The sequence below is a fragment of the Exiguobacterium sp. s34 genome (assembly GCF_018617435.1).
In the GTDB taxonomy this organism is placed as follows: Bacteria; Bacillota; Bacilli; order Exiguobacteriales; family Exiguobacteriaceae; genus Exiguobacterium; species Exiguobacterium aestuarii.
Window position 1 is genome coordinate 281,770 of the sequence record NZ_JACSKE010000001.1, and the last position, 11,996, is coordinate 293,765.

Below are 11,996 nucleotides of genomic sequence, written 5' to 3' on the forward strand. Positions count from 1 at the left end.
CCCTCCTTTTCGTTAGCGATAACGTAAGTCCATGACACCGCGATAAACGGACAGCGCACGATGATATACATAAGATCTACCTTGCAGCCACTTCTGTTCACGACTAGACAATACCTGATGCCCATCGTAACGTGTCATCAACTCGTCACGTACATCTGGTGCGGCAGATCGATAGATGGCTCGAAAGACTGTCTTTTGTTTTGAGGGTGACTCGAGTCGCTGCAGTAGCTGTTCGAAGAACCGTCGTGACTCGATCGGGGCCACATCCGAAATCCGTTTCGTCTGCTGTTTCGGATGAACACGCGATTTGACATAAGGATTCGTTGTGACGAGAAACTCGTATCCCGCAAGCGCCATATCGACCCAAAGCACCCAATCTTGGATATAGCGATAGTTCGTCGGAAACATTCCTGCTTCCTCAAATGCCTGCTTTGGAACGAGTAGCGCACATCCACTCAGACAAGCTTCTAGCATTAAGTAGTCAAACATCTGGTCACTCGTGTAAAAGCCTTTCGTACGCTTCCGAAGTCGTTGAATCGGGCGCCCGACCTCATCAATCAAGTCCGTCCCACAAGATAGAATCGTCTTCTGCTTATTGTCTATGCGGTCGAGAAGTTTCATTTGATGCGCGATTTTTTCAGGAGTATATAGATCGTCATGACTGAGCCATGAGAACCATTCCCCACGCATCTTCTCAATCCCAAGATTCAAGGCGGTCGACACGCCACCGTTCTCTTTCTCAAAATAGCGGATGCGATCACCGAACTGTTTGGCGATAGCTGCCGTCGCACCACCATCCGTCGACCCATCGTTCACAACAATCACTTCAATCGGTTCGTACGTTTGAGCGAGCGCACTCTCGATTGTCTCGTTCAAATAGTCCGCTCCATTGTAGACGGGGATGACGATGGAGACGAGTGGCTGTGCCATAGTGAATCCCTTCCTTTCTGATTCATCAATTCCTGATAGACGTTCAAGTAGTCTGCGACGCGTCGTTCCATCCGAAACGCCTGATGGGCGTGCGAGACACACGCTTCCGCATAAGACGCTTTTCCATCTTGTTTGATTCGCTCAATCGCATCAACGAGCAGCGCGGGGTGACTTCCAGATACGACAGATCCGCACGAATCCGGGACAAGCTCAGGATTCGCCGTTCCATCTAAGACGATTGCTGGCGTGCCACACGCCATCGCTTCTGCCGTCACTTTCCCGAACGACTCTTCTTCAGATAAGTTTAAAAAGACATCGGCGAGCGCATAGTATTCCGCGAGTTCTTCCGGACGATTCGTCGACGGGATGTGGATGATTGATTTCGGCAATGCGATATCTGGCATCGCCCCTACTAACAGAATGGTTGCGTCGGGCAGCCGTTCAGCCAAATCAATCCATTTAGACAATCCTTTCGAATCATCCCATGAGCTGGCTACCCCGAGAAGGACGAATCGGTTCGTCAATCCGAGTCTTCGCCGTACCAACGCTGTATCTCGTGGACGAAAGGTGTCGGTGTCGATCCAGTTGTAGATTCGACGGATGATTGAAGCTTGTCCAAGAAATGAAAATCGGGCTTCCGTCGTGATCCAATCCGATACCCCGATGACGGCAAGGCGCGGAATCGCTTGGAACCACGTTTTCTTGTCTTGCCACATCTGTGCGGTCCGATCGAGCCCCCAACTTGGATTATCAAGGGCGAGGCGTGGACAGTTTCCGCACCCATATTGCCAGCGGTCACAACCCGAACTCGTATAATGCGTACATTTACCGGTATAGAACCAACAGTCATGTAACGTCAGGACGGTCGGTGTGTCGGTTTCAGCTAACCACGTCAACAGTGTCTCCAAATGAATATAGTTGGAATGAAGATTATGAAGATGGACAACGTCTGGTGGATTTGCTTCCAGTCGTCTGATTAGTTCTTCCGTCGCTCCTTTCGAGGCGTACCCTTGCTTACCGGTAAGTCTCGACAAGAAAGCATGACGCTTTTGATCGAACGACGAGCCGATTCGAATGCCGGATTCACTGTCAGGTCCCGTTGCATAGGCAACGATACTCTCATGACCAGCTTGGTTGGCGACGGTCGAGAGCTCTTTACAAATTCGCCCTGTGCTCTTTTCCTCATTGATTGCGTTAATGTGTAAGATGCGCATCGCCCTTCGCCTCCTTTCCTGGCTCAATCGTATTTGTAGTGATAGTGACGTTCTTTTCCTTTATCTCGCTTATTCATCACAAGGCCGAGGATGTTCGCACCCGACAGTTCAAGCTGTTCTTTCGCCTTGAGCACGTAGTCCCGATTCGAATTATCACAGCCGATGACAAGAATCGTCCCGTCCGCCTCACTGGCAACAATCCGGCTGTCCGCGACCTGCATGATTGGTGGCGCATCTAGGATGATCATGTCATACGATTGCTTGATTTCTTCAAGTACCCGTTTCATCATTGGAGAAGCAAGCAATTCCGAAGGGTTCGGTGGAATCGGTCCGGCCGGGAGCATATACAGTTTAGGCACTTGGGTAGCTTGGATGGATCGCTCGAGCGTCGTCCGTTTGGCGAGCACTGTCGAAAGTCCGAGTTGCCCTGGAAGTTGGAAGGTGAAATGGGCTGTCGGTTTTCGCATATCGCAATCGACGAGTAAGACACGCTTTCCAAGTTGCGCATAGACAATGGCCAGATTGGAAGCCGTCGTCGATTTCCCTTCTCCTGGTGATGCGGACGTGACGACAATCGTTTGTAAGTCGGCCCCAAGTGAAGTGAATTGTAAGTTCGTCCGAATCGTCCGGTATTGTTCAGCGATGGGAGACTGCGGATTCACGAGAGTAATCAAGCTCCGTTTCGCCTCACGAACTTTGTCTTGTGTCTTTGGTAGGTGGAACATTTGGCTCGTCTCCTTTCGCCACTGGATTGACATCTTTTACAGGTTCCGGTTTCGACCGCTTCGCGGCCATGTCTCGCTTTTCAATCACAGGAATGTTTCCGATGACCGGTAGCGCCAGTAGCTTCTCTGCTTCTTTTTCATCGCGAATCCGTTTGTCGAACGTGTAACGGATGAGTGCGAGCACACTTCCGATGACAAAACCAACGATTAAGCCGATTGCTGTATACATGACCGTACTCGGTGCGACAGGATCACTCGGCACGTCAGCAACCGACAAAACGCGAACATTATCAATATTCATGAGATCCGGGATTTCAGTAGCGAAAACTTCCGTGATGACGTTTGCGATATTCGCCGCGACGACTGGGTCGCTGTACTCGACGACGATGTTGATGACTTGCGATTCTTCCTCACTCTCGACCAACAACACTTCGCTAATATCATCTGGGGCGTTCGCGACTTGCTCCTGTACCTCGTTTAAGATCGCAGGGCTACGCATGATGACACGATACGTATTAATCAATGAGAGGGAAGAAGAGACTTGGGTACTGTCGACAACGTTTGAGCCGGCTTCTTGCTTCGGTACGATCAACACCTGGGTCGATGCTTCATATGTTGGCTCGACCACATATTGGCTTACATAATAGGCCGCTCCTCCAGCGATCATGACCGTCAAAAGAATCAACAGTTTACTCTTCTTGAAAACAGCGAGTAAATCCGATAGGAGCATCGTCTGACTATTCACGGGTGAACCCTCCTTCAACTATTCAGCTGCATTTCCTAGTGCCTAGAATCTTTGTGTGCTTACTACTTACCCCCGCTCTTCTGACAAATCAAAAGAAATCATGACCATCTTTTTATAAACTATCAAGAAGGACGCCGATTCGTGAACGTATCGTAAATCTGCTTCATCTCTTCATGGGAGCGCTCGACATCAAACGCTTTTGCCGTTTGTGTATTATGCAACCCCATCTGATGGGATAGTTCGAAATCAAGTCGCATCGTTCGAATGGCGCGAGCGAATCCTTGAATATCGTTCGGCGCACACTTGAAACCCGTCACTCCGTCCACCGAATAATCGTTGATTCCATGCACATTCGAGGTGATGATCGGTAAACCTGCCGCCATCGCCTCAAGCGCCGCCATCCCGAGTCCTTCTCGTTTAGACGGAAAGACGAAACAGTCTGCCGCTTTCATCACTTCAAACACATCATCCCGAAAACCTAAGAGCTGTACTTGATTCGTGAGGTCCGTCTCTCGAATGACTCGTTCTAATTGAGGTCTTGCGTCCCCGGTCCCGGCAATCCAGTAACGAATGCTTGCATCACCGAGTTCGGCAATCGCTCGAATGATGGTCTCGTGATTTTTGTTCTCGTTCAACTCCCCGACCGAAAGTAAGACGAAATCGGTATCGGTATTCACCTCGAGCGACTGACGTTTCAACGGACGATCGATGTGAACTTGCTCAATCCGTTTCGTGTCGACTCCGATGCCCGGAATGCGGAACGTGTGCGTCGTCTTAAACGTCTGTGCTCTCGAGAAGTCTTCCTGATTAATCGTCACGATGGTGTCTGTCAATCGGGCAAGCGTCCGTTCGACCGGATAATAGAGCATCCAGTTGAGGGAAGGACTGCCTTTAAAGAAGTGGAACCCGTGAGCAGTGTACATGCATGGCGTGTCCGTTTGTCTTGCGACGAGACGCCCGATGACGCCACCGATTGGGGAGTGACAATGAATGAACGCATACGAATTCGTCGTCATGACGCGTTTCAATTGTTGGAATGCCCGGACATGTCCGTTCATTTTTTTGATGTCCCGTTCAAAGTCAATTTGGAAGAGCGTGACTCCTTCCTCTCGTAAACTCTGTTTGACGCGTTCGACTTTTTCTGTGCTATACATGCTGCCCCACTCAAAATTTGTGGCGACATGTACCTCGTATCCCATGTTCTGAAGGGTTCGGATGTTGTCACGGTTGAAACTTTCAATCATCGATACGACGGAAGCGACCATGAGGACTCGTTTCATCTCGATCCCCCCTCACACACGTTTCCGTAAGTAGTTCACGCTACGGAGCATCAAGACGAGAGGCACGGTCTGTTCGTGCTTACACAATTGGAAGAACGTCCGCCATTTCAAATCAAAGTAACGCATGTCCATCTGAGAATAGGCCTCTTTGTATTCTTTTTGTTGTAGGACTTGTCTCAACACTTCCGCTTGCGCAAACAGCGGTTTGTTGGAACTCAATTCATTTAAGCCAATCCCGATTACGCTGAGTGCGATCCGGTTGTATAGCGCACGCGTATAATCTTCCCCGAGCTCATGCTCTTCGATGTAGTTCATGAGCATGTGGAAGAATTCCAATCGTGAGTTCACAAGATTGCGTTGATACGTACTCGTCTCAGACTGTCCGTTCGTCTTACGGTAGTGATAAATCGGATAATCGATGTAAATAAAACGTTGGCAATGCTCGAGTGCCTGAATTTGAAAATAAAGGTCGACAAACGAACCGTACGGGCTACGAAACGAAAGATGACGAATCAAATCGCGATGGTACAAGGTGATACAATTCGAATTTAGCGCATCGACCGTCTCCGGATGAGCGAGCTCTTCTCCGACAAGTCCGAACAGACGACGATGGACGAAACGTCTCGTCTCTTCGGCGTTGTACGATAAAAAATCCGCCTCGAAGATGCGTTTTGGCAAGGACCGCTCTTCATACTCACGGACGTATGTGCCCATGACCGCATCGGCTCGTTCTGCTTCCGCATGTTTGACGAGAAGCCGAATCGCATCATGGTCCAACCAGTCATCGCTATCGATGAACATCATGTATTCACCGGTCGCCATTTGAAGACCACGATCGCGGCAGAAGGAACACCCACGATTCGTCTGATCGATTAGGATGACGCGTGGGTCATCATCAAATTCCAGCATGATATCGAGACTTTGATCCGTACTGCCATCATTGATACAGATGATTTCAAGGTGAGGATACGTTTGATTGACGAGACTGCTTAAGCACTGGCGTAAAAACGCGCTCGTGTTGTAAACCGGCACGATGATACTAACGAGTGTTTCCGGACGTTCCATGTGCGTTCACTCCTTCTTCGGTGCAGAGTCATGGTGTAGGTGAGTTACTATAACTCGTTGTTCCCATTCGTTTTTTTGAATAAATACGAATCGAAATGAGTAGCGAATAATTTTTTAGTGAATTATCATAAGGGCTATTTCTGAGATGGCACAACAAAAAAAACAGACCGGATAAGCCGGCCTGTTCGTCGTTAAATCGTGGATTGTTGTTCATTTTTCAGATTGGATAGCACGTTTTGGAAGAGTCGGTGTTTCACCTGATCCGAGACGTACGAGTTGTGCGGTGTGAGGCTTACCCAGGCAAACTCATACAATGGATGACTCGGCTGGATCGGCTCCGTTTCGAATACATCGAGCGCGACGCCGAAGAATTTTCCTTCTTGGAGCGTTTCGACTAGTGCCTCTTCGTCAATGATCGCCCCGCGTGCCACGTTGATGAGGATCGCGTCCTCTTTCATCGCTGCGAGTGCATCCCGATCGATCAGATGATACGTCTCATCTTTGAGTGGTAACGCCAAAATGACGACATCACTCTCTTTCAACACATCATGGAGTTCGTCCAACAACACGTAGCGATCGACAAACGGTACGTCTTTTTCGCGATGACCGACACCAATCAGATGCATATCAAACGCGCGTAGTCGTTTCGCGATCGCTTCGCTGACATTGCCGACCCCGAGCAGTGTGACCGTCTTGCCCGTCAGTTCGAGTAATCGTCTTTCTTTTTCCCATTGTCGATTTTGTTGCTTCTCGCGAAACGCGGCGCCATGCTTCATAAAGTCGAGCAATTGCCAGACGACCCACTCCGCCATCGGAACGGCGTATGTATCGCCGGCGTTATAAATGCGAATGCCTTTCTCTTTTAATGCTTTAACGGGTAAACGGTCAAGACCGGCGCTCACCGCTTGGACGACCTTCAATTGAGGGAAATCTTCAAGCGCCCGGTGAGCAAACACGTTTTGACAAACGAGCACTTCTACTTCAGACACATCTCGCTCGCGAATCTCTGACTCCTCTTGAAGAATTGTGACAACGTGTCCCAACTGTTCAAGCTGTGCTTGTTGGTCGAGGGATAGACGCATCCCTGTCACCCATACGTTCATGACAACATTCCTTTCTCTTGGCGTATTTCTGATGTGATGGCTTGAACTTCTTCGACGAGTCGCATACGATTTTGTTCAAACCATTCAACAGGCATCGATTCGAGTTGCTGTTCATATGCCCTAATTCTCCATACCCCTTCTTGGAATGTTTGAGCCTGCTGTGAAGATACTTTTGTCGCGTGACCGATATGACAGAAGCTCCGAGACAAAATGACACATGAAGAACCGAGGCGAACATGTTCCGGAATGATTCGCTCGGCAGGAACCCGTCCCTCCCCAATCCGGGCAATCCCACCGAAGCCATACGGAATACCAGCTTCACGGATTTGCGTGACAATCTTTTCGACGAGTCCCGTCGTAAGTGGTTCAAATAGAAACGTCTGACCATAACTCAAATGCAGATCGTTCAATCCGATATGAATCGAATCGATTCCGCGTAAACGTAATACGTCCGGCATGCACGCGACCGCTTCCTTCGTCTCACAGAGGAGACATACTTTGACGCGATTATCGACCATTTCGATAAATGTTGCCACTTCATCAACCGTTTTATAATACGGCAACATCAACATGTCTGCGCCACGAAAAATCGCTTCGTTAATTTCAAAACGTGATCCGGCATGGATCGGGTTGATGCGGACGAGCAGCTTGGCGTGTTTCAAGACGGAACGGATGCGACTGACATCATGCATCGAATGTCTGGAAATGACCGTGTCGAGATGTCCCTGTCGTTCCTCTTTCCCGTTTAATTCTAAATCGACAAAGATGAAATCGACCCCATTTTGTTCAGCCAAACGTGCAACTTCCGGTTGATTCGTAATATACATGAACGCCAAAGACATCATCCTAACCCCCTTTAATAAGATCACTACGATTTGAAATTAGCCATCGTCAAAAACAATGAAACAGAAAAGAATAGCATCTTTTTGCAACGATATCTGTTTTCTCAAATGGCATTCCAAATTCATGCTCGTCAGTTCCTTTCGGTTTTGTTTGAAATCAAGAGAATCGGCAATAGTGTCATTACAGACAAATCATTTCGACATTTTTCGGCAAAAGGGGTGACTTCCAAAATGGAATGGATTGTGATTTTTGGTGCAGGTGGTCACGCGCAAGTATTGATTGATATATTGGAGCTGACAGGACTTTATCGGATTGCAGGCATTTATGACGATAGTCCAAATTTAATCGGTAAATTCATTCTCGGTTACCCGATTCTCGGAAAAATCAGTTCAAATGTGGCTATCCGAAAAGGAATCATCGGAATTGGGGACAATGATCAACGCGCACTGATTGAACATCGCATACGAGAACAAATGCCAGACTTTGAATTCATCTCTGCCATTCATCCGAGCGCCATCATCGGCAAAAATGTAACCATCGGTCCGGGTGTCGCCGTGATGGCGGGAAGCGTCGTCAATCCGAACACGCGACTCGAGGCACACAGCGTCGTCAACACGATGTCTTCTGTCGACCACGACTGTCACCTCGCCCCGTTTTCTTCTGTTGCGCCAGGAGCTCATCTTGGCGGAAACGTTCGACTCGGCGAACGAACTTTTGTCGGGATGGGCGCGACGGTCATCCATAATATTCATATCGGATCCGATACCGTCGTCGGCGCCGGCGCCACCGTTGTCTCCAATCTACCGAGCCAAGCCATCGCTTACGGCACACCCGCTAAAGTGACACGTAGACGGGAAGTTCGAGAGAAATATTTATAGAAAAAAGTTCCAGTCGTTCATCAATCGACTGGAACTTTTTTATTTTCTACATATATGTTTTGTCACATTTCGTCGTATTTATTATGAAACATAAAATTTTCGACCAAAAGCGACAAAATATCAGGGAAAGTCGTTTGAATTTAGGTAAATCAAATTACCCTTATATTATAATATTTCATACACATTTTTATTTTTCTCATAAAATTATTTCACAAAGGAGATAGCCGATGAACATTCTCATTACGGGAGGCTATGGGTTTTTAGGCAGTTCGATTGCCGAACGGTTCTTCAAAGAAGGGCACCGTATACATATACTCGACAACTTGACTTCTGGCTCTAAAGATACGGTCGACTTCAAACATCGTCATTTAGTGGCAGACGTCGCCGATCGAAAGTGCGAAACGTTTTTTAAAACATATGCATTCGACGTCGTCATCCATTGCGCGAACAGTGCGACCAATGATCATCCCCACCTGTCTACAAGTGGTCTATTCAACCTATTGTCCCTGTCTGAAAAATACGGAGTCAAACAGTTTCTCTCCTTTTCAACACGTGATGGATTTGCGTTTGAGGCAGAAACGGTCATACCGGAGACGGCCTCTCCCATCCCACGTTCGCCTTCTGCATTAAATCAACGACATAGTGAAGAGTACGCTTTGCATTGGGGCAATCATTCTGCACTCTCTACATTGATTTTCCGTTTGTCGTCCGTGTATGGCCCGAAGCAACACGTCAGTTCCGAGAGTCGATGGATCCATGACCTCATGTCGATGACCGGTGCTGAGACTCTCGGTCTCCCCTCATCACATCATGCTGACCTGATTTTTATCGGTGATGTGGTGGAAGCCGTATATCGAGGCGTGATCAGTGAACTATCGGGACTGTATCACCTGTCTTCGGGTGAATCGACCTCGATTGACACACTCTACGCACATTTAGGTGTCGAGCCACCGGTTGCGAATCAACATGTACCGAAGCAGCAAGGCATCCTCGACAACCGAAAATTGAAGACGGATTTGGACTGGGTACCTCGATACGGGTTAGAAGAGGGATTACATGTAACGAAAAGTTATTATGCACATCAACCCGCATCCCCATCGCCCCAGACGATTCCGAAAGAACGTCGATTCAAACATGCACTCAGCCATCCGGTTCTACGAACGCTTGAAAATCTAACACTGTTCCTCCTGTTCTTCATCGGCTCCCTACTGTTGACGCCGATTGTGGATACTCCGGATTATTGGTTCATTTATGTACTCTTAGCAGCACTATTGTTCGGTAAGTCCCAAGCCCTTATCGCTTCCCTTCTCGCTGTCGGCGTCCACCTCTACGAGAGTGCATCGATTGGTCGGAACATCTTGTCTCTCTTTGTCGATAACTCCATTTTGGCAACGTTCACGATGTATTTATTGATTGGTCTCGTCGTCAGCTATGTGATGGAACGTCGAAAAATTGAAATTCAATTTTTAAAAGATGAGCTGGCCGCGACGACCGAACGCCACACATTCTTGAACGAAGTGTATGAGGAAACGCTCACCATTAAAAATCAGCTGCAACAACAGATTCTTCATTCAGAAGAAAGTATCGGAAGCGTGTATGAAGCGACGCGCGCCCTCGACAGCTTGGAACCGGAAGGACTGTTCGTCGGTTCGATTTCCGTTTTAGAGAAAACGTTAAAAGCGAATCAATTTGCGATTTACATGATCAACCAGTCTTCGTTCGCCCGCCTTGCGGCAAAGTCGTCTGACTCGACGTTTACACCACGGAACTCTTTGCAAATCGAAGAACAGACAGTAATTCACGAAGTCGTCGCCTCATCCGAGATCGTCTTCAACACCTCGCTCACTCCTGGCGAACCGCTATTCGGCGCACCTTTGATTCGTCAAGGAGAAGTGATGGCCGTCATCTTATGCTATGAAGTGCCGTTCCATAACTTGACCCTCTCGTATCGCAACTTGATTGACGTCATGGTACGACTGATCAATTCCTCACTCGACCGTTCGCTCGGATATATTAATGCGATTCAGTTCGATCGATATGTCGGGAATACAAACGCATTGAAACAAGAGTACTTTGAACGAATCCTCACCCAAAAAGAACAGGCACAACAAGAGTTAAACATTCCGTATAGTCTCGTGCTCATCGAAGAAGACCATGATGATTCCATCATTCAGAGCACGGAAACGACGTTACGGACGACTGACTATTTAGGGTTCCGAACAGATGGACGATTGTACGCCATCTTATCGAATGCGACGAAAGAAGAGTCGCAAATCGTCATCGACCGCCTCGCCCGTAAGGCAATCCGTGCCGAAGTCGTGGAGGACGTCACCTATGTGGAGTAATCTCTTGTATCTTCATTACGGGATTGCGTTACTCGTCCTCTTTTTCTTTTTTGTGAAGCGGCGTGAAGATGTCCTCCCTAGTTTCTTGTTGTTACTGGCCATCCCGTTTTTTAGTTGGGGCATCCTCTATTACTTACAGCGCTCCAAACATAAAGATGCCGAACTGCCAGAGTGGTTACTTCGAAAAGAAACTTACGAGGATGTGTCGCTCCAACGACCGGATCTGTTGAACGAGACGAATATGATTTCGCTACAGGATGCGCTCATCCTCAACTCCAACCAAGTGAAGCGAAAGACGTTGATGAACGTATTGAAAAATGACTTCCTTCAACAGGCCCCACTTCTCGCCGCAGCGTTGAAGAGTGAAGACAACGAGACGTCCCACTATGCGGCAACCGCTCTACAGCAAGCGAAGTCACTGTTGGCCAAACAGCTTCGTCATATCGAACGTGAGTTGACAGAGCGTCCGAATGACCTAGACGTCATGATTCGGTACTTAACGATTTTGAAACAAATGATTGATATGGAATTTTTAGATCGACATACCCAGTTGAAATATACGTATTCGTATCTACATGCATTGACCGCTTTCATCGAACTTGGTGGAACGATCGACCCCGAGTACCATATCGAGCGAATCCAAATCGCTCTATCTCTCGGCGAATATGAACAGGCACTCTCTGCGAGTGAACTCTTTTTAGCGCAACACCCACGTCGTGAACAGGCTTATTTCGAGGCGATGCATGTACATTATGCGATGAAGAACGTCACACAAGTACATCATCTTGTTGATGCGCTTCGCGCCTCGGACATTCGTCTCTCACCAGAGGGGCTTCAACAACTACGGTTTTGGATATAGGGGATTTTT

General features: G+C 48.1%; 11 protein-coding genes. 3 read left to right on the top strand and 8 right to left on the bottom strand.

All coding sequences use genetic code 11. The features are described from left to right. Nucleotides 1–12: 12 nt before the first annotated feature. From KNO87_RS01380 to KNO87_RS01415, 8 genes are all read right to left on the bottom strand, one after another. Nucleotides 13–930: a glycosyltransferase family 2 protein gene (locus tag KNO87_RS01380; protein ID WP_214793326.1), complete on the bottom strand. Its 918-nt coding sequence runs from the start codon at nucleotides 928–930 to the stop codon at nucleotides 13–15. Further along, entirely contained in the window at nucleotides 873–2,144 is a 1,272-nt protein-coding gene (locus KNO87_RS01385; protein WP_214793325.1) for a glycosyltransferase, read from the bottom strand. The genes KNO87_RS01380 and KNO87_RS01385 overlap by 58 nt, the downstream gene beginning before the upstream one ends. A gap of 23 nt (nucleotides 2,145–2,167) precedes the next feature. Further along, nucleotides 2,168–2,869 (bottom strand): CpsD/CapB family tyrosine-protein kinase, encoded by a 702-nt coding sequence (locus KNO87_RS01390; RefSeq protein WP_214784392.1) that lies wholly within the window; start codon nucleotides 2,867–2,869, stop codon nucleotides 2,168–2,170. Continuing rightward, a complete protein-coding gene (locus tag KNO87_RS01395; RefSeq protein WP_214786517.1) occupies nucleotides 2,832–3,614 on the bottom strand; it encodes a YveK family protein in 783 nt (260 codons plus the stop codon). The genes KNO87_RS01390 and KNO87_RS01395 overlap by 38 nt, the downstream gene beginning before the upstream one ends. Nucleotides 3,615–3,736: 122 nt before the next feature. After that, on the bottom strand, nucleotides 3,737–4,894 hold the full coding sequence (locus tag KNO87_RS01400; RefSeq protein ID WP_214793323.1) for a glycosyltransferase family 4 protein: 1,158 nt from the start codon (nucleotides 4,892–4,894) through the stop codon (nucleotides 3,737–3,739). Between the two features lie 12 nt (nucleotides 4,895–4,906). Next, nucleotides 4,907–5,959 carry a glycosyltransferase family 2 protein gene (locus KNO87_RS01405; RefSeq protein ID WP_214793320.1) on the bottom strand — a complete coding sequence of 351 codons (1,053 nt, stop codon included), beginning with the start codon at nucleotides 5,957–5,959 and terminating at the stop codon, nucleotides 4,907–4,909. Nucleotides 5,960–6,150: 191 nt separating this feature from the next. Continuing rightward, complete coding sequence (locus KNO87_RS01410) at nucleotides 6,151–7,062, bottom strand: NAD(P)-dependent oxidoreductase (RefSeq protein WP_214793317.1); 912 nt, start codon at nucleotides 7,060–7,062, stop codon at nucleotides 6,151–6,153. Next, nucleotides 7,059–7,904: an aldolase/citrate lyase family protein gene (locus KNO87_RS01415; protein ID WP_214793314.1), complete on the bottom strand. Its 846-nt coding sequence runs from the start codon at nucleotides 7,902–7,904 to the stop codon at nucleotides 7,059–7,061. Before KNO87_RS01415 ends, KNO87_RS01410 begins: the two co-directional genes overlap by 4 nt. A 231-nt stretch (nucleotides 7,905–8,135) precedes the next feature. Here KNO87_RS01415 and KNO87_RS01420 point away from each other — a divergent pair, with 231 nt between their 5' ends. The 3 genes from KNO87_RS01420 to KNO87_RS01430 all read left to right on the top strand — a co-directional run bounded on the left by KNO87_RS01420 (nucleotide 8,136) and on the right by KNO87_RS01430 (nucleotide 11,987). Further along, entirely contained in the window at nucleotides 8,136–8,783 is a 648-nt protein-coding gene (locus KNO87_RS01420; RefSeq protein ID WP_214793311.1) for an acetyltransferase, read from the top strand. Between the two features lie 227 nt (nucleotides 8,784–9,010). Further along, complete coding sequence (locus KNO87_RS01425; RefSeq protein ID WP_214793310.1) at nucleotides 9,011–11,128, top strand: NAD-dependent epimerase/dehydratase family protein; 2,118 nt, start codon at nucleotides 9,011–9,013, stop codon at nucleotides 11,126–11,128. Further along, nucleotides 11,118–11,987 carry a bacterial transcriptional activator domain-containing protein gene (locus KNO87_RS01430; RefSeq protein ID WP_214793307.1) on the top strand — a complete coding sequence of 290 codons (870 nt, stop codon included), beginning with the start codon at nucleotides 11,118–11,120 and terminating at the stop codon, nucleotides 11,985–11,987. Before KNO87_RS01425 ends, KNO87_RS01430 begins: the two co-directional genes overlap by 11 nt. Nucleotides 11,988–11,996: the final 9 nt, after the last annotated feature.

Coding starts and splice junctions, on each gene's coding strand:
- KNO87_RS01380 (WP_214793326.1), bottom strand. CDS start 930: ATGGCACAGCCACTCGTCTCCATCGTCATCCCCGTCTACAATGGAGCG.
- KNO87_RS01385 (WP_214793325.1), bottom strand. CDS start 2,144: ATGCGCATCTTACACATTAACGCAATCAATGAGGAAAAGAGCACAGGG.
- KNO87_RS01390 (WP_214784392.1), bottom strand. CDS start 2,869: ATGTTCCACCTACCAAAGACACAAGACAAAGTTCGTGAGGCGAAACGG.
- KNO87_RS01400 (WP_214793323.1), bottom strand. CDS start 4,894: ATGAAACGAGTCCTCATGGTCGCTTCCGTCGTATCGATGATTGAAAGT.
- KNO87_RS01405 (WP_214793320.1), bottom strand. CDS start 5,959: ATGGAACGTCCGGAAACACTCGTTAGTATCATCGTGCCGGTTTACAAC.
- KNO87_RS01410 (WP_214793317.1), bottom strand. CDS start 7,062: ATGAACGTATGGGTGACAGGGATGCGTCTATCCCTCGACCAACAAGCA.
- KNO87_RS01415 (WP_214793314.1), bottom strand. CDS start 7,904: ATGTCTTTGGCGTTCATGTATATTACGAATCAACCGGAAGTTGCACGT.
- KNO87_RS01420 (WP_214793311.1), top strand. CDS start 8,136: ATGGAATGGATTGTGATTTTTGGTGCAGGTGGTCACGCGCAAGTATTG.
- KNO87_RS01425 (WP_214793310.1), top strand. CDS start 9,011: ATGAACATTCTCATTACGGGAGGCTATGGGTTTTTAGGCAGTTCGATT.
- KNO87_RS01430 (WP_214793307.1), top strand. CDS start 11,118: ATGTGGAGTAATCTCTTGTATCTTCATTACGGGATTGCGTTACTCGTC.